The organism is Bacillus sp. DTU_2020_1000418_1_SI_GHA_SEK_038, from assembly GCF_032341175.1.
Lineage (GTDB): Bacteria > Bacillota > Bacilli > Bacillales > Cytobacillaceae > Cytobacillus.
The window spans coordinates 3225212-3242410 of sequence record NZ_CP135435.1 but is presented as its reverse complement, the minus strand read 5'-3'; the positions used below and the strand labels follow the sequence as shown (position 1 = coordinate 3242410).

Genomic DNA, 17199 nt, shown 5'->3' with positions numbered 1-17199 from the left:
CTATGAAAAAGCCTGTATGACTAACGTGAAGGATCAAAGACAATTTCATCAATAAGGTTAAACAAAGCTTTTATTTCAAAGTGAGGAACTAATTTGTATACAATAATTATAAACAGTTTAACAAGGGAAAAACGCTATGCTTTAGTAAAAAATAACATGGTAGAAAAACTATATATTCAGCAGCCTAAGCAGCAATCTGCTGTAGGCAATATTTATTTAGGCATTGTTGAAAAGGTGCTTCCTGGGATGAACGCAGCCTTTATTGAAATTGGTGAGGAAAAAAGCGGATATTTACATCGGGATAAGCTGGCTTCATTTATACAGGCAGAAGGGGATAAAAATATAAAAGACTCTAAGAGCATTTCCGCTTATGTGCATCAAGGGGAGAAGCTTCTCATTCAAGTGGAAAAGGATGCAGCAGGAACAAAGGGGCCGCGTCTATCTGGTGTTATTGAGCTGCAAGGAAATCATTTAATTTACATGCCCCTAGGACGTTATGTTGCTGTGTCAAAAAAAATTGAAGATAGCCTAGAAAGAGAAAAGCTGCGTGAGCTCGGCCATGAAATAAAGGAGCCAGAAGAAGGGCTAATTTTTCGAACATCATCAAGAAATACACCGAAAGAACAATTAATAGCTGAGCTTGAAGAGCTTCGGCAAAAAAACAGGGAACTCCTTCATACTGCTGGTGCTTTAAAAAAACCAGGAAATGTGCTCCAGCGAAATTCATTGATTGATGAAATTTCTGAGGATGTAGAGAAACTTGAAATAAGTGAAATCATTGTTGATGATTCTGCTTTGAAGGCTGAAATTCAGCAAAAATTTCCATGCTCCATACAGCTTTATAGTGGGAAAGAGAATATTTTTTCTGCTTTTAGGCTTGAACATGAAATTGAAAAAGCATTAAAGAGAATTGTATGGCTAGATAATGGAGCCTATTTAATTTTTGACGAGGCAGAGGCTTTAACAGTCATCGATGTGAATACAGGGAAATACTCGGGAAAACACGAGCTTTCCGACACGATCCTGAAAACAAATGAATGGGCAGCAGTGGAGGCGGCTAGACAAATTCGCCTACGCGATATTGGCGGTATGATCTTAATCGACTTCATTGATATGAAGAAGGAGAAAGATCGTCATCGGATTCTCAGCCTGCTGGAAAAAGAACTAAGAAAAGATGAGAGACGGACAAACGTAATTGGCTTTACCCCGCTCGGCATCCTGCAATTAACGCGGAAGAAGACCAAGCCTGCCCTGTCAGAAGCCTTAACAATAAAATGCACTAGCTGTGAGGGGACAGGGCGGGTACTAAGTCCAGAAACAATCGCTTTTCGTCTGGAAAGAGAACTGTGGGAGCATAGAGGCGGGGACTATGAGGCTGCCTTAATTGAAGCTACACAGGATGTTCAGAGGACTTTCTCAGGAGAAAATAATGCCCACAAGAAAAGGATGGAGGAATTGCTCGGTCTAAAGATAATTTTTAGCAACAGTCATTCTATAAATCCATTTTATGAGATTCGGCAATTTGGAACATTTGCTGAATTAATAAAAAAGCTAGAATCTAATTGACATTTTAGGGCGATTTATGATAGGATTTTCATGTTATGTTTGTAGCGCACCCGTGCTACAACCGCTCAGAACAGGTCATAAGTTTTTGCATTACTTTCAAGTGATGTGAGACGCCTGACGATGGCGAGTCTTAGTCTAAGAGGAGGTGCAGTTCATGTACGCGATTATTGAAACTGGTGGTAAGCAAGTACGTGTAGAAGAAGGTCAAGCTATCTACATCGAAAAGCTAAACGCAGAAGCAGGCGAAACAGTAACTTTTGATAAAGTTCTTTTCGTTGGCGGAGACAATGTAAAAGTAGGAAGCCCTGTTGTTGAAGGAGCTACTGTTACAGCTAAAGTTGAAAAGCAAGGCCGTGCGAAGAAAATTATTGTTTTCAAGTACAAAGCGAAGAAAAACTATCGCAAAAAGCAAGGTCATCGTCAGCCATACACTAAAGTTGTGATTGAAAAGATCAACGCTTAAGGCGATTAATATGATTCAAGTTACGGTGAATCGTAAAGAGTCCGGAGTAATTCAGTCATTTGAAATAAGCGGCCATGCCTTTTTTGCTGAAAGAGGGAATGATATTGTCTGTGCAGGCGTATCAGCCGTATCGATTGGCGCAATTAATGCGGTGCATGCTTTAATCGGCATTACACCCGAAATTGAGCAAAAAGAGGACGGTTTTCTCCGCTGTGTCATTCCGGAACATTTGCCGGAAGAAACAAATGAGAAAATTCAACTTCTTTTAGAAGGAATGGTTGTCTCATTGCAGACGATTGAAGAGCAATACGGGCAGCATATAAAAATGACCTTCAAAAAGCAGGAGGTGGAATAAATGTTACTAAAATTAGATCTTCAGTTATTTGCTTCTAAAAAGGGAGTAGGTTCAACGAAGAACGGCCGTGATTCTATCGCGAAGCGCCTTGGTGCTAAGCGTGCTGATGGTCAGTTCGTAACTGGTGGTTCAATTCTTTACCGTCAACGCGGTACTAGAATTTATCCAGGTGTAAACGTTGGTAAAGGTGGAGATGATACACTTTTCGCGAAAGTGGACGGTGTTGTTAAATTCGAGCGCCTTGGCCGTGATCGTAAACAAGTTAGCGTATATCCTGCAGCTCAAGAAGCATAAGGAATGCTTAAGATAACTCTAGCCTAAATGGTTAGAGTTTTCTTTTTGGTTTAAATAGTGTATATTTTGCTTACGTCTGCCTGGTTTTTTGATATACTAACAGCAAGCAGTTTACTGAAACTTAATATGCTGTGTAGGAGTGCATGTATGAAAACAGATTGGGATGTAATCGAGGTGCTGCGTTTCGCACGCCACGACTGGTTAAACAAAATCCAACTAATAAAAGGGAATTTGGCATTAAATAAAATTGACCGGGCTAAAGAAATAATTAATGAAATTGTTGTTGATGCCCAAGCTGAAGCTAAGCTGTCTAACTTGAATATTCCTCAATTCGCCTCCTTGCTTCTTACATATAATTGGGAAAATCATTCATTTCAAATTGAATATGATGTAATGGAAAGTTCAGTGAGCGGTTTTTTGGATGATGATTGGCTGACAAATTGGACTAGTTCCTTCTTTAAACATTTGAATTCAGCCATTAAGCCATTTAATGAGAATCATTTATCCGTTACAATTGATCCGCAAATAGACGGAACCCGTTTCTTTTTTGATTTTAGAGGGATAATATTAAATAAGATTCAGCTAGTGCAATTTTTGGAGACAAAAGGATCAGCTTTTCCGGAAATTGTCATTCAAAGCTGGACTGAACAAGAACTATCATTTGATTTTTTTGTTTCCCCTAGTAAATAGACCATCATCATTGTACATAAGGAATACAAACAGTTCTTGCTGTTTTATGAAATTGAAACAGCTAAGACGGGAGGAATAATATGTTTGTCGATCAGGTAAAAATTTATGTTAAAGGCGGAGATGGAGGCAATGGCATGGTTGCCTTCCGCCGCGAAAAATATGTTCCTAAGGGAGGGCCTGCAGGCGGAGATGGCGGTAAGGGTGCAGACGTTGTCTTTGAAGTAAACGAAGGGCTGCGTACACTAATGGATTTCCGTTATCAGCGCCATTTTAAGGCTACGCGCGGGGAGCATGGCATGTCCAAAAACCAGCATGGCAGAAATGCTAAAGATATGATTGTTAAGGTTCCCCCTGGTACAGTTGTCACAGATGTAGAAACAAATGAGATAATTGCTGACCTGACAGAGCATGGCCAACGAGCTGTGATTGCAAGAGGCGGACGAGGAGGAAGAGGAAACTCAAGGTTTGCCACTCCTTCTAATCCAGCACCGGAATTATCAGAGCATGGGGAGCCGGGAATCGAGAGAGAAGTTATTCTTGAATTAAAGCTTTTGGCTGATGCTGGGCTTGTTGGCTTTCCAAGCGTAGGAAAATCAACGCTATTATCTGTTGTATCTTCAGCTAGACCGAAAATTGCAGAATACCATTTTACAACTATTGCTCCAAATCTAGGTATGGTTGAAACAGAAGACGGGCGCAGCTTTGTCCTAGCAGACCTGCCGGGATTAATCGAGGGGGCACACTCAGGAGTCGGTCTTGGCCATCAATTTCTAAGACATATTGAACGTACCCGTGTAATCGTTCACGTCATCGACATGGCGGCTACAGAAGGCAGAGATCCTTATGAAGATTACTTAACCATTAATAAAGAACTACGAGAATATAATTTGCGCTTAACAGAAAGACCCCAAGTTATTGTAGCAAATAAAATGGAAATGCCTGGAGCAGAAGAAAATCTTCAAAAGTTCAAAGAGCAAATTGAAGAAGATTATCCGGTCTTCCCGATTTCGGCAATTACAAGGCAGGGATTAAGAGATTTAATATTTGCTGTTGCTGATAAAATCGAAAAAACACCTGAATTCCCGCTGCATGATGAGGTCGAAACAGGTGTCCATCGCGTAGTATATAAACATGAAGCGGAAGAAACTGAATTTGTCATTACAAGGGATTCAGCTGGCACATTTATTGTTTCAGGAGACGCTATTGAGAAGCTCTTCAAGATGACGGACTTTACTCGGGATGAGTCTGTCCGCCGATTTGCAAGACAGCTTCGTGGAATGGGTGTTGATGAAGCTCTCCGCGAAAAAGGGGCAAAAGATGGGGATACGGTAAAGCTTCTTGAATATGAGTTTGAGTTTATAGAATAATCTCTTCAGGCTTAATGGAGTGTAGGTATGAGACAGGAGAAGTTCGATAAGAAATTTTACCTCGTTCGGGAGGATGTTCTTCCTGAGGCTATGAAAAAAACGTTAGATGCAAAAGAAATGATTGAGAGAGGGAAGGCAGAATCCGTTTGGGATGCAGTGCAAAAGGTGGATTTGAGCAGGAGCGCCTTTTATAAATACAGGGATACTGTCTTTCCTTTCCATACTGTGGTCAAAGAAAGATTAATTACTTTATTTTTCTATCTGGAAGATCGTTCAGGTACTTTATCCCATTTACTTGCTGTAGTTGCCTCTTCTGGATGTAATGTAATGACGATTCACCAAACGATCCCTTTAATGGGAAGGGCAAACGTGACCCTGAGCTTAAATATTACAGAGATGGCTATGGAAATTGAAGAGTTGCTCGCAAATTTAAGAAAACTAGAGTTTGTAGAAAAAGTTGAGGTACTCGGTTCAGGTGCATAATCTATGTACCTCTTCCGGCCTTGATTTTTTCTTTTATGGGCCTTTTTTCAAAACAATCAAAATTGATTACATACATTCTTAATGTAAAGTGGTAAAGTATTAGTATTAAAGATTGTATGTAGGTAAGGGAGAGATATTCGTGAAAGTAGGTTATTTGGGTCCAAAAGCAACATTTACTGACATCGCTGTACGGGAAATGTTTCCCGAAGAACAGGCTGTACCCTATTTAACAATTCCTGATTGTTTTGATGCTTTAATAGAGGATGACATTGAAATAGCAGTAGTACCACTAGAGAATGCACTTGAGGGATCGGTTAATATTACACTTGATTATTTAGTTCATGAAGTAGATCTGCCAATCGTTGGGGAAATCACTTGTCCGATTAGGCAGCATTTTATGGTTCATCCGGCAAATAAAGATCACTGGAAGGAAACTGGTGTTGTATACAGCCATTCTCATGCTTTAGCTCAATGTCATAGATTTCTGCATAAAGAGCTAAAGGGGACGCCGTGTGAAAAAACAACATCAACCGCTGCAGCAGCTCAGTTTGTAAAGGAACATCCAGACATTAAAGCGGGAGCCATTGCTAACGAGCTTGCGGCGAAGGAATATGGTCTTGAAATTGTACGTGAGGATATTCACGATGTAAGCTATAACCATACTCGATTTATTGTTCTATCGAAGAACGATGTGCATTTGCGGGAAGAGAAGGCATCATTTAAGGGCTACAAAACGACCGTCATGATTACTTTGCCCGATGATCGTGCCGGAGCTCTTCATCAGGTTCTTTCAGCTTTTGCCTGGAGAAGACTAAATCTTTCTAAGATTGAATCGAGACCAATGAAAACGGGTCTTGGTAATTACTTCTTTATTATCGATGTGGATATGAAGCAGGATGATGTACTTATTCCAGGAGTAGTCGCTGAACTAGAAGCATTAGACTGTAAAGTGAAAATTCTCGGAAGCTATCCATACTTTCAGCTCGGCATGGAAAAAAGCCGAGTTCACTATATATGAGCTATCTTATAAAGAGGATCCCGGTCATTGGGATCCTTTTTCTTATTCCACCATAAAATTAGCTTTTTTTAAAGCATCGACTGCTTCATCGAGTTTATGTTCGGAGGCCGCTTGGAGGGTGTGGAGGTGAATGCCTTCTGTAAGCTCTGATAGGTAGGCAGCATTTGTTGCCTTTATTTTTTCAATAAATTGCTTGACTTCCTTTCGATTTGAAACCATTACAGAAGCAATCAAATCTCCATATACAGGATGTTCAATGCGCACATCCTTTACGGTTACTCCATGGTCCACTAGCAAATTCAGCTCTTCTTCTGTTCTTTCGGGAGTGTGGGAGCTTGCTACGGTTCGTTCAACAGAAGTGGAGATGGCAGCCTGTGTTAAGTACATATATCCTTGGCTTGTAGCAATGATAGGCTCTCCTCTTGCTTTAAGCAATGTAATATCCCCTACAATGACCTGTCTGCTTACGTTTGTTCTAGCTGCTAGCTCATTGCCTGTTATCGGTTCGCCATTTGTCTTTAATAACTCGAGCAGCAGTTCTCTTCTTTCCTCACCGAGTACCTTTTTCTGATCCTTCATTTTTCAATATCTCCCTTTATATGACGATAATGATACATTTTAACATATAAGTTCTGTAATATTAAATTTGCTTAACTCGGAAGAAATTCTTGTGCTATTCTCACAAGGGCTTTCCCTAATGCTTCTGTGTCTGCTTCTGTTGTATTCCAGCCAAAGGAAATTCTAATAAACTCTTTCGCTTCCTTCCCTGCAATTCCCATGGCATTCATCGTTTTAGATATTGTTTGCATGCCAACCTGGCAAGCACTTCCTGTTGAAACGGCAAAGCCCATCCGATTACACTCAAGCATCACATATTGACCTTCTATGCCTTTCAAGCTCATTCCAATCGTTGAAGGGAGCTGTTGATTATGATCAGAGCCATAAATAATATATTGATCCTGTATAGGTTCAAGGGCATGTAATAAGGTCTTCCGCAGCTGCTGGTAATGATTTGTGTTATTTTCTAAATTCTTGTCAGCCTTTTGGGCAGCTACGGTCATTGCTGCAATACCCGGGACATTAACAGTACCTAGCCTAAAGCCTCTTTCATGAGATGTTTTTGGGTAGTAGGGCATCCAATGTAAATGGGGATTTATATAAACAGCCCCAGTTCCTTTAGGTCCGAAAAATTTATGTCCAGAAATAGAGAGACTGTCGGCCAATAAAGCCATTTTACTAAAATCCGTTTTCCCAAATGTGTGTACGCAATCGCTGTGGAACAGTATTTGATTCTTTTTGCAGAGCATACTAATTTCTTCAAGAGGCTGGAGGGTGCCTATCTCAGAATTTCCATGTTGAATGGTTATTAGCACGGTATCCTCCCTAATTGTTGATCTTAACTGATTCAAATCAACTATTCCATTAGAATCTAAGGGGACTGCTGATACTTCATAATGATGATCATTGACTAATTTTTCTAACGTGCTATGAATGGACGAATGCTCTGCCATGCTAGTTATGATATGCTTGCCCTTTTTTTTCGCCGCTGTTAACAGTGCGTGAACCGCAAGGAAATTACCTTCAGAGCCCCCACTCGTAAAATAAATTCCCTCCTTCTGAACTTGAAGTAAATTGGCCCATCCACTTCGGCAATTTTCTAATAAGCTGCTGGCGTCACTCCCTGTATCATGCAGGCTTTGTGAGTTTCCATAATATTGGGTTGCTGCCTTTACAAATGTCTCAGCTGCCTCCTTATCGAGAGGGCAGCTAGCAGCATAATCAAAATATTTCATCCCTAGATCACTCCATAGTCATATTCTCTTATTCTCTGAAATTATAAATGATAGAGCTGCTAATCTTTAACAAAATCTATAAAAACTCTTGTCATAATTTTAAATCTATGTAAATATAAGTGTCAAGACACCTGTAAAAACAGGAGGTAAATATGAAAAAGTGCAATGTCATCATTATTGGCAGCGGGATATCGGCTTTGCAATTAGCAAAGAGTCTTCGCTGTGACTTAAATGTGATTATTCTCACAAAGTCTAATGTTTATAATAGTAATTCATTTTTCGCTCAAGGAGGTGTAGCCGCGGCAGTAGGGAAAATGGATCATCCAGATAAGCATTATCTGGATACGTTGGAAGCGGGAAGATTTCATAATGATCCTGAGGCGGTAAAGAAAATAACGGAAGAAGGCCCAGCATTAATAAATGGCTTAATAGCTGAAGGCTGTTCATTTGATATAGGAACGGATGGGGAACTCCTTCTCGGGATGGAAGGAGCACATAGTGATCATCGCATAGTTCACAGTGGAGGCGATGCCACCGGGAGAAATCTCATTCAATTTATGACTGCAAATGTAAACCAGAATATAACCATTATGGAAAATGTTTTTGTATTTGACTTATTAATGGATGATGCTGGAGAGAGATGCATCGGTGTCAAAGGGAAATATCCAGATGGAAGAACAGAAGTCTTTTTTGGTGAACATATTGTTTTAGCAACGGGAGGCTGTGGACGGCTATTTGCTTATACCTCGAATGCTGACACAGTTACTGGAGATGGAATTGCTCTTGCTTATAGGGCAGGTGCCGAGATCACTGATATGGAATTTATCCAGTTCCATCCGACCTTGCTTCATATTAACGGAAAAGCGGTTGGATTAATCTCAGAAGCAGTTCGTGGTGAAGGAGGACGCCTTGTAACAAAGGCTGGCAAATCGATTATGGAAAGCATCCATCCATTAAGTGATTTAGCACCGAGACATATCGTATCTCAAACCATTTACCACTATCTTGAAAATGGAGAGCCCGTTTTTCTGGATATTTCTTCTGTAAAGGGATTTGAAGAACGTTTTCCAACGATAACTGCTTTATGTGAGGAACATGGGATCAACATAAAGGAAGGGCTTCTTCCTATAGTTCCAGGCAGTCACTTCTTAATGGGCGGTATCATAACGGATTTATTAGGACGGAGCAGTTTAGAAGGGCTTTATGCAATTGGGGAAGCAGCTTGTTCAGGCATCCATGGAGCAAATAGACTTGCAAGTAATTCCTTGCTGGAAGGATTATTCATCGGAAAAAAACTCGCTGAATGGATTAATACTTCTCCAGTATTGCATTCAGTTTCTTTGAAATCATATGGACAATCATCGATTCCAATGAGTATAACAAAACAACTGCCTTCTCAAGCTAGCATCCAAAAATTGATGATGGAGAATGTCGGAATTATGCGCACGAAGGATGGCCTCTCTAGGCAGAAGGAATGGCTTGAAAGCTTTCATATCAATAAGCAATTGGATGGGAATATTGATAACTTATCAATTGAAGAAATCGAAATGATATTCATGCTAATAACTGCATGGCTTGTAACAGATTCAGCTTTAAAAAGAACAGAAAGCCGCGGTGGACATTTCAGACAGGATTATCCGTGTGAAAATGATCGGGATTGGCTGCGAAAGCAAATAATCCATCGCCGAAAAACTGAAAAGGATGATAAGCATGAACAAATTAAAGCTGCGCTTGCAACTTGAGCAATTTTTTTTGGAGGATATTGGTGATCGGGATATTACGAGTGAGCTTATTTTCGGAAAAGAGGAAAAAGGGGAAATCGTTTTTATTGCTAAGGATCATGGAATTTTCTGCGGGGAGGATGTTATTCGGACTGGATTTTCCATTCTGGACAACGAAATTAAAGTCGAAATGAAGATAAAGGATGGGGAAACCATTGAGAATGGGCAAGTTTTAGCAACAGCAGAAGGAACTGTAGCCCATTTACTAAAGGGTGAAAGAGTCATTCTTAATCTTATTCAGCGAATGAGTGGTATTGCAACAATTACTAATAAAGCTGTTTCCGAATTAAATAGTTCTCATACGAAAATTTGTGATACAAGAAAAACAACGCCGGGCCTAAGAATGCTGGAAAAATACGCTGTACGCTGTGGAGGTGGCTTTAACCACCGTTACGGACTTTATGATGCTGTGATGATTAAAGACAATCATATCACCTTCGCTGGCTCGATTGAAAAGGCAGTTTCAGCTGTTCGTTCACATATTGGTCATATGGTTAAGATTGAGGTAGAGACCGAAACTAAAGCACAAGTAATGGAGGCTGCTGCAGCTAGTGCGGACGTTATCATGTTTGACAATAGACAGCCTGAAGAAATAAAGGAATGGATTCCATACGTGCCTGAAGGGATAGTTACAGAAGCATCTGGCGGAATTACACTTGACAATCTTTCTAGCTACAGTGATACAGGAGTTGATTATATCTCACTTGGCTTCTTAACCCATTCAGCTAAATCATTAGATATCAGTGTAAAGGTTAAGGTTGGGGAGTAAATCAATAGAAGATATTTCAAACAACTATTATAGATAAATACCGCAAAGGGGAAAAAGAGATGAATATATTTCAAACGCTTGAAAAGGGGTCAAATGTTCTTCCAGAGAAATATCGAAATATGACAACAGAAGAACTAGAGAATAGAGTAAAATCCATTAGAAATAAACTTGGGAAAAAGTTGTTTATTCCGGGTCACCATTACCAAAAGGATGAAGTGATTCAATTTGCAGATGCAACTGGAGATTCCTTGAAGCTCGCTCAATTATCTGAGGAAAATAAAGAGGCAGAGCATATTGTTTTTTGCGGTGTTCATTTTATGGCAGAAACTGCTGATATTTTGACTACAGAAAGTCAAAAGGTTTATCTTCCTGATATGCGAGCAGGTTGCTCAATGGCGGATATGGCGGATATTTACCAAACAGAAAGAGCATGGGAAAAGTTAATCAACCTTTTTGGAGAAACGATCCTTCCATTAACATATGTGAATTCAACTGCTGCCATTAAGTCCTTTGTCGGTGAGCACGGCGGCGCTACAGTTACCTCTTCGAATGCAGAAAAAATGGTTCAATGGGCATTTGAACAAAAATCCAGGATCTTATTCTTACCTGATCAGCATTTAGGCAGAAATACGGCCTATAATTTAGGTATTGGCCTTGAGGAAATGGCTGTGTGGAATCCGATCAGTGATACCCTTGAGTATGAAGGTCCGATCGAGAATATAAAGGTTATCCTCTGGAAGGGGCATTGCTCCGTCCATGAGAATTTCACAGTCGCGAATATCGAGGATGTCCGCAGTACTTATCCAGGTATGAAAATTATCGTCCATCCTGAATGTTCAAGAGAAGTAGTGGCTCTTTCAGATATGGCAGGATCGACCAATTATATTATTAATGCGATTAATAAAGCTGAGAAAGGTTCATCCTGGGCAATTGGAACAGAAATGAATCTTGTCAACCGAATTATTAAGCAGCATCCGGATAAACATATTATCTCGTTAAATCCTCATATGTGTCCATGCCTGACGATGAATCGTATCGATTTGCCTCATCTTGTCTGGTGTCTGGAGACGATTGAACAAAGTGAAGAGCATAACCTAATAAAAGTAGATAAAGCAATTGCAGCAAATGCAAAGCTTGCATTAGAAAGAATGCTAATCCAATCATAAACCTCCGTTTCGGGGGTTTTCTTTTATATTAAAGTCAAACAACAAGAAAGTTTAACAAATACCTATAAAAAAAATATTTAAATTCGTTGTAAAAAAGGTCTCTAATCATATTATTGATAATAATCGCATAAGTTTTTGTGTAGATTGTTAGCAATTTGCCCACTTTGACATACACTATATGGACATTTGACTAGGAGGGAATTCAGAGTGAAGATCCATATCGTACAAAAAGGGGATACTCTTTGGAAGATCGCCAAAAAGTACGGCGTGAATTTTGAAGAGCTGAAAAAGATGAATACACAGCTCAGTAATCCTGATATGATTATGCCCGGCATGAAAATAAAAGTACCTGGATCTGGAGGATCCATCAAAAAAGAAGCTCCAATAGGAGGCATGCCGGAAACAAAAATCAGTATGGGTGCTAAAAAGGAAATGCCTATTACAGAACACCCCTTTGCTAAAGAAAAACCAATGACATTGCCTGTAGTTGAAGCACCAAAAGAAATACCGATAAAAGAAGCGCCGCAGATGGAAGCACCAAAGCAATTGCCAAAAGCGGTATCACCAAAGGTGGAAGCACCAAAGCAATTGCCAAAAGCGGTATCACCACAGGTGGAAGCGCCAAAGCAATTGCCGAAAATGGTATCACCACAGGCAGAAGCGCCAAAGCAATTGCCGAAAATGGTATCACCACAGGCAGAAGCACCAAAGCAATTACCGAAAATGGTATCACCACAGATGGAAACACCAAAGCAATTACCAAAAATGGTGTCACCACAGATGGAAACACCAAAGCAATTACCAAAAATGGTGTCACCACAAGAAGAGATGCCCATTAAACCATACGCTCCAAAAATGCCAAAGCCCATTATGCCTGAATCAGACCAAAACTACTACATGAATTTAGCGGCACAGAAGCCGGTACCACAGCTCCCGCCCAAACCAGTAAACATCCTTCCACAAGTTAAACCAATTGCCCATGAAAGCCCTGAATCAATTGAAAGTGAATCGAATGTTCATAAACAACAAGGAGGGTTTTATCAGCCAATGTATCCATATCAACCACAAAGTTTTTATCCTGTTTCTCAAGTAATGCCTGGCGCTGGGTTTCCAGGTGGATATCCTCATGCTATGGGTTACCCGCAAGTTCAGGGGGCAGCAACTATGCCTATGTATCAGGCACCAGCAATGCCGATGCATCAAATGCCGCATTACGGATTAGCAGGTGTGGAAAGCCCTGGTTTTGAGGAATCATCTTCATTCATGCCGATGCATCAAATGCCACACATGAATCCAGCCTATACTCAAGTACAAGGAGCTCAAATGCCAGCACCAGTAATGGGTGTAGAAGAAATGGGGCAGCAACAGTTGCCGCTTCAGCCAACATTTACGGCACCAGCTATGCAGCCAGCCTATGGTTATCCACAGGCGCCATGCCCTCCTTATCCAGCACAAATGATTCCAATATCTCCAGTCATGCCTGGATCCGGTTTTTGCGGTCCGATGCCATATGGGCAAATGCCGTATGGTTATCCGCAAATGGGAGTAATGCCCCAAGTACAAGGAGTGATGGAGGAATCTCCTGAAATGGCCCAGATGCCGATGATGCCAACTCAAAGCCAAATGCCGATGATGCCAACTCAAAGTCAAATGCCAATGATGCCAACTCAAAGTCAAATGCCAATGATGCCAATTCAAAGCCAAATGCCACTAATGCCAATTCAAAGCCAAATGCCACTAATGCCAACAGAAGCTCAAATGCCGATGATGCCAACTCAAAGTCAGATGCCGGTAATGCCGACTCAAAGCAAAATGTCGATGATGCCTGTACAAGGAGTAAAGGAAGATTGTGGCTGCGGCAGCGGAGCTCCACAAATGTTTCAGGGGGCCTATAATCCAGGCTATGGATCACCTGGAATGTATGACATGGGAGCAGCTCCTATGTACGGTACTCCATATGGACAGCAAACGGGTTACCCGCAAATGGGCTATCCAATGCCTGGACAAATGAATCCATATATGAGTCCATATGGACAGGGACCAATGGGAGGTCACGCTTTCGGGATGCCTCGGAGCTTTGAAGAGAGCAGCGATTATGAAGATTAATCACGGAGGAGACGATTTATTTATTAATCGTCTCTTCTCCTATTTACAAAATCAGCTTACGATTACAATTGAAGATATTAAACCAATTAGAAAAAAGGTTTTTTATGTTAAGTCACCGGATATGGATTTTATATTAAAGGGATTTTCTAGTTTTTCACGACTAAAGCAACAGGAAGATTTTTTAAGGGTACTGAAAGGTGAAGGATTTTTAAAAACATATTCCTTTTATCAATTGGCGAAGTATCCGCCATTACATTTTGAAGGTAGCTTTTATAGTTGTCTAGAATATATCCAGCCTTCGGATTTTCCATTTACATTTCATCAACTGAAAGATCAACTGGAAGGTTTAAGCTTATTAAACGATTTTCACTCAGCAACAAAAAGTCTGGCAAAAAAATTTGAACGGGGACTCTCCCATTTTAATCAATTAGCTAAATGGAACGAAAGATCAGCTATATTTTTAAATAATCTGCCGATCATAAAGTATTATGTGCAAAAAGAAATCATTAATGAATTACTTGTTTGGGCAGACTGGTCCTTAAAAGGAATTCAGGCAGAGCAAAACTTCTTCCTAAGCGGGAAAAAGGTTATTCTGCATGGAGATGTCGCCCACCATAATTTTTTGCGAGCAAACAACGGTGAATTACATCTGATTGACTTTGATTTAATTAGCCTAGGACATTCACATTCCGACTATCTTCAATATGCCAATAGGATATTGCCTTACCTAGACTGGTCATTCAAGGATCTGGCTGGTTTTAAGATCATGCACCCGTTTATACTTGAAAAGGGATTTCTATATGGACTTGGGTATCCAACGGACATATTCAGGGAATGGAATCGTGCGATAAGAGAAAGGTCGCATGTACAGCAGGAGAAAATTCAACAATTGCTGAATATAACAGTTGGTCAATTTAAAGAGAGGCAAAATTTTTTCAAGGAATTGCAATCTAAGGTTGAATGAGTGTTAATTGGACGTAACTGGACAGAATGAAAGTAAGTCAAAACTGCCACCCTATTAATGAGCATTAGCTCATGCTTTTATATTAGCGAGGGGGTTGTTCGCTTGAATAAAAAGCTACTTTCACTGCCTGTTGCCGCGATCATGTCCATTAGTTTAGCTGGATGCGGCATAAATGATAATGAAACAGCTGTCCAAGATCGAAACAATAATAACGTTCAGCCTATAGGCTATTATTCAAGTGATAATCAGCGAAATGGCGGAGGAAATGCCCGAATTCTGGATGAAGTGGATAATGATGGACCCGTTACTGAAATGATGGACCAAACCTTCAATAATCGGGACCGAAATTACCAGCGACTGCAAAATAACGGTTTCAGCCGGAATGATGCCAATTACCATGGGCATTTAGGCAATAACGAACGAAAGCCGCGTTCTTCTTACTATGAAGGCTATGATGGAAAGTTCATCAATCAAATTAATCAGGCTGCCCATGTAAATAATGTGAGGGACGTTGAATCACTTGTAAGGGGAAATGATGTTCTAATTGCTGTCAATCTTGCTGACAACGATCGAAAACAAGAAACAATAGCAAAAATCCGCCAAGCAGTTAGTCCATATTTAAATGGAAAAACTGCCTATATTGCAACAGACCCATCGACCTTTAATCATATAAAAGTCATCGACAATGACCTGCGGCAAGGCGGTCCAAGGGATCAAATTAATTTAGATACTCAAAACATCTTTAATGCGCTGAAAAAACGATGAAAATTCGGTTATTTGGACAGGTTTTTGCGAAAACGCTGAAATCCGTCCAAAAACCTTAGTATTTTGGACAGGTTTATGTGAAATTGCAGTAATCTGTCCAGAAACCATTGTGATTTGAAATTAGGAGCAAAGCAAAGCTTTGCTCCTAACTTTACTTATTCCAGTAAAGAAGGTTTAAAATCCCCCGTAATTCGGCAGCAGCTATTTGTCCGGGTGCAGATGCTTTTTTCGCAGAACCGAATGTTATGCTGGAACCAAAAATTCCTCCTGATAAACGGCTTATTATCCCTTTATCTGCCATCGACATCGTAATGATAGGACGGTCAGCATAATGTTCATTCATTGTAAGTGTGGCTTCTAATAATGTTAAAACATCAGCTGCAGTTGTAGGCATGACAGCGATTTTGGGAAGATCACCGCCAAGCTCCTGCGCTTTACGGAGGCGTTTAATTATTTCATCCTTAGGAGGAGTTTTTTCAAAGTCATGATTAGAAATGATGACGAAAACATGATTAGTGTGTGCGGTATGAACAACCTCTTTAACGAGATCCTCATCACTGAACAACTCTACATCAATAATATCCACTAAGCCTGTTTTGATGACTGCTTTATTTAATTCTGTATAGTAGTCAAGGCTAATGTCTTTTTCGCCTCCTTCCTTTGCACTCCTAAAAGTAAAAATAATTGGGATGGAAGCTAATTCTCCATGAATTACTTCTAAAGCCAATTTAACTTGGTTTATGTCCTCAACATTTTCGAAAAAGTCGGCTCGCCATTCTACTAAATCTGCATGGATTGTTTTTAAAAACTCTGCCTCTTCTTTGATTTGACTTATTGTTTCTCCGATAATTGGGACGCATATTTTCGGACGGCCATCGCCAATCACAATATTCTTAACCGCTAATCCTTTGTTATTAAGTAATACTTTTACAATTCGGTCAGAAACATCTTCTGCCTCTAGATTTTCAGTTTCAAACTTGTAATGGTAATGTGAATAAATTTCTTGTCTTTTTTGAAAAAGCTCTTGGATTTCTTCTAATGTTTTACCTTGTAGTACAGGCCGGCTATCAATAATTAAAGGAATTCTTTCCTTCCAGCTTTCCCAAGGCAAATGAATATAAATAACAATACAATTCGCTAAACAGGCTTCTCTAATCTCTTCCTGAAGAAAAGCGCCTCCCCCAAGAGATAAGATTTGTGACCCTTCTTGGCTCAATTTTGTAATGAGAGTTTTTTCCTTCTCTCTAAACTGCTTCTCACCAAGCTGACTAAAAACCTGGGAAATAGGCATTTGAAATTCTTTTTCTATTTCTTCATCTGTATCAATAAATTTCCGTCCAAGCCTTTCGGCAACTAGATTTCCGATCGTGGTTTTTCCTACTCCCATAAATCCAATAAAAACAATGCTTTTTTCCCTCATAGGAATATCTCTACTTAACAAAATATATGATCCCCCTAGTAAATATAACTTTTCCTCATTATAGAGCTTCTTTCATGCTAATCATAGTTAAAATATTTAGTTTTTTTCTTATATTCTTTGGTTATGAATAATTCACTGTTTATTAAAAAAAATTGTCAAATATAACCGGATAAGGTAGAAAAATATGGTCACAATATTA

The 17199-nt window shown here is 39.9% G+C and carries 17 protein-coding genes, 1 pseudogene and 1 other annotated feature; of the genes and pseudogenes, 14 read left to right on the top strand and 4 right to left on the bottom strand.

Going from position 1 to position 17199, the window contains the following annotated elements; genetic code table 11:
* The first annotated feature begins 93 nt into the window (after window positions 1–93).
* The 8 genes from RRV45_RS16270 to pheA all read left to right on the top strand — a co-directional run bounded on the left by RRV45_RS16270 (window position 94) and on the right by pheA (window position 6236).
* A complete protein-coding gene (locus RRV45_RS16270; protein WP_315665728.1) occupies window positions 94–1566 on the top strand; it encodes an Rne/Rng family ribonuclease in 1473 nt (490 codons plus the stop codon).
* A gap of 49 nt (window positions 1567–1615) precedes the next feature.
* Window positions 1616–1707 (top strand) — a sequence feature (ribosomal protein L21 leader region).
* Between the two features lie 13 nt (window positions 1708–1720).
* Window positions 1721–2029 (top strand): 50S ribosomal protein L21, encoded by a 309-nt coding sequence (rplU, locus tag RRV45_RS16265; RefSeq protein WP_066292891.1) that lies wholly within the window; start codon window positions 1721–1723, stop codon window positions 2027–2029.
* Window positions 2030–2039: 10 nt separating this feature from the next.
* The gene (locus RRV45_RS16260; protein ID WP_315665727.1) at window positions 2040–2384 is read left to right on the top strand and encodes a ribosomal-processing cysteine protease Prp; all 345 of its coding nucleotides are present in this window, start codon (window positions 2040–2042) and stop codon (window positions 2382–2384) included.
* On the top strand, window positions 2385–2678 hold the full coding sequence (gene rpmA / locus RRV45_RS16255; RefSeq protein ID WP_315665726.1) for a 50S ribosomal protein L27: 294 nt from the start codon (window positions 2385–2387) through the stop codon (window positions 2676–2678). It abuts the gene before it with no gap.
* Window positions 2679–2825: 147 nt separating this feature from the next.
* Entirely contained in the window at window positions 2826–3368 is a 543-nt protein-coding gene (locus RRV45_RS16250) for a sporulation initiation phosphotransferase B (RefSeq protein WP_315665725.1), read from the top strand.
* An 80-nt stretch (window positions 3369–3448) separates the two neighbouring features.
* Complete coding sequence (gene obgE, locus RRV45_RS16245) at window positions 3449–4735, top strand: GTPase ObgE (protein ID WP_315665724.1); 1287 nt, start codon at window positions 3449–3451, stop codon at window positions 4733–4735.
* Window positions 4736–4762: 27 nt separating this feature from the next.
* A complete protein-coding gene (locus RRV45_RS16240) occupies window positions 4763–5218 on the top strand; it encodes an ACT domain-containing protein (protein WP_315665723.1) in 456 nt (151 codons plus the stop codon).
* A gap of 139 nt (window positions 5219–5357) precedes the next feature.
* Window positions 5358–6236 (top strand): prephenate dehydratase, encoded by an 879-nt coding sequence (gene pheA, locus RRV45_RS16235; protein WP_315665722.1) that lies wholly within the window; start codon window positions 5358–5360, stop codon window positions 6234–6236.
* A gap of 42 nt (window positions 6237–6278) precedes the next feature.
* Here the strand turns inward: pheA and RRV45_RS16230 are convergent, their stop codons facing one another.
* Together RRV45_RS16230 and RRV45_RS16225 are read right to left on the bottom strand one after the other, a co-directional pair.
* The gene (locus RRV45_RS16230) at window positions 6279–6815 is read right to left on the bottom strand and encodes a transcription repressor NadR (RefSeq protein ID WP_315665721.1); all 537 of its coding nucleotides are present in this window, start codon (window positions 6813–6815) and stop codon (window positions 6279–6281) included.
* 71 nt (window positions 6816–6886) lie between these two features.
* The gene (locus RRV45_RS16225; protein ID WP_315665720.1) at window positions 6887–8029 is read right to left on the bottom strand and encodes an IscS subfamily cysteine desulfurase; all 1143 of its coding nucleotides are present in this window, start codon (window positions 8027–8029) and stop codon (window positions 6887–6889) included.
* 152 nt (window positions 8030–8181) lie between these two features.
* Here RRV45_RS16225 and nadB point away from each other — a divergent pair, with 152 nt between their 5' ends.
* The 6 genes from nadB (at window position 8182) to RRV45_RS16195 (ending at window position 15580) form a co-directional block, all read left to right on the top strand.
* Window positions 8182–9771: an L-aspartate oxidase gene (gene nadB, locus RRV45_RS16220; protein WP_315665719.1), complete on the top strand. Its 1590-nt coding sequence runs from the start codon at window positions 8182–8184 to the stop codon at window positions 9769–9771.
* A complete protein-coding gene (gene nadC / locus RRV45_RS16215; RefSeq protein ID WP_315665718.1) occupies window positions 9740–10579 on the top strand; it encodes a carboxylating nicotinate-nucleotide diphosphorylase in 840 nt (279 codons plus the stop codon). The genes nadB and nadC overlap by 32 nt, the downstream gene beginning before the upstream one ends.
* A gap of 59 nt (window positions 10580–10638) precedes the next feature.
* A complete protein-coding gene (nadA, locus tag RRV45_RS16210; RefSeq protein WP_315665717.1) occupies window positions 10639–11745 on the top strand; it encodes a quinolinate synthase NadA in 1107 nt (368 codons plus the stop codon).
* A gap of 207 nt (window positions 11746–11952) precedes the next feature.
* A complete protein-coding gene (safA, locus tag RRV45_RS16205) occupies window positions 11953–13851 on the top strand; it encodes a SafA/ExsA family spore coat assembly protein (protein WP_315665716.1) in 1899 nt (632 codons plus the stop codon).
* Window positions 13841–14815 (top strand): phosphotransferase, encoded by a 975-nt coding sequence (locus RRV45_RS16200; protein WP_315665715.1) that lies wholly within the window; start codon window positions 13841–13843, stop codon window positions 14813–14815. Before safA ends, RRV45_RS16200 begins: the two co-directional genes overlap by 11 nt.
* A gap of 102 nt (window positions 14816–14917) precedes the next feature.
* On the top strand, window positions 14918–15580 hold the full coding sequence (locus RRV45_RS16195) for a YhcN/YlaJ family sporulation lipoprotein (protein ID WP_315665714.1): 663 nt from the start codon (window positions 14918–14920) through the stop codon (window positions 15578–15580).
* A gap of 151 nt (window positions 15581–15731) precedes the next feature.
* On the opposite strand, the gene aroD is transcribed toward RRV45_RS16195, so the two are convergent.
* Together aroD and RRV45_RS16185 are read right to left on the bottom strand one after the other, a co-directional pair.
* Window positions 15732–16514 carry a type I 3-dehydroquinate dehydratase gene (aroD, locus tag RRV45_RS16190; protein ID WP_315669066.1) on the bottom strand — a complete coding sequence of 261 codons (783 nt, stop codon included), beginning with the start codon at window positions 16512–16514 and terminating at the stop codon, window positions 15732–15734.
* Window positions 16512–16967, bottom strand: a pseudogene (locus RRV45_RS16185) (shikimate kinase); the annotation flags it as partial. The gene aroD and the pseudogene RRV45_RS16185, both read right to left, overlap by 3 nt.
* Window positions 16968–17199 lie beyond the last annotated feature (232 nt).

What these genes read in the sequence shown, in the direction of transcription:
- RRV45_RS16225 (WP_315665720.1), bottom strand. Translation starts at nt 8,029, where the DNA reads ATGAAATATTTTGATTATGCTGCTAGCTGCCCTCTCGATAAGGAGGCA.
- obgE (WP_315665724.1), top strand. Translation starts at nt 3,449, where the DNA reads ATGTTTGTCGATCAGGTAAAAATTTATGTTAAAGGCGGAGATGGAGGC.
- nadB (WP_315665719.1), top strand. Translation starts at nt 8,182, where the DNA reads ATGAAAAAGTGCAATGTCATCATTATTGGCAGCGGGATATCGGCTTTG.
- RRV45_RS16260 (WP_315665727.1), top strand. Translation starts at nt 2,040, where the DNA reads ATGATTCAAGTTACGGTGAATCGTAAAGAGTCCGGAGTAATTCAGTCA.
- RRV45_RS16230 (WP_315665721.1), bottom strand. Translation starts at nt 6,815, where the DNA reads ATGAAGGATCAGAAAAAGGTACTCGGTGAGGAAAGAAGAGAACTGCTG.
- RRV45_RS16240 (WP_315665723.1), top strand. Translation starts at nt 4,763, where the DNA reads ATGAGACAGGAGAAGTTCGATAAGAAATTTTACCTCGTTCGGGAGGAT.
- RRV45_RS16200 (WP_315665715.1), top strand. Translation starts at nt 13,841, where the DNA reads ATGAAGATTAATCACGGAGGAGACGATTTATTTATTAATCGTCTCTTC.
- rpmA (WP_315665726.1), top strand. Translation starts at nt 2,385, where the DNA reads ATGTTACTAAAATTAGATCTTCAGTTATTTGCTTCTAAAAAGGGAGTA.
- nadC (WP_315665718.1), top strand. Translation starts at nt 9,740, where the DNA reads ATGAACAAATTAAAGCTGCGCTTGCAACTTGAGCAATTTTTTTTGGAG.
- RRV45_RS16250 (WP_315665725.1), top strand. Translation starts at nt 2,826, where the DNA reads ATGAAAACAGATTGGGATGTAATCGAGGTGCTGCGTTTCGCACGCCAC.
- nadA (WP_315665717.1), top strand. Translation starts at nt 10,639, where the DNA reads ATGAATATATTTCAAACGCTTGAAAAGGGGTCAAATGTTCTTCCAGAG.
- rplU (WP_066292891.1), top strand. Translation starts at nt 1,721, where the DNA reads ATGTACGCGATTATTGAAACTGGTGGTAAGCAAGTACGTGTAGAAGAA.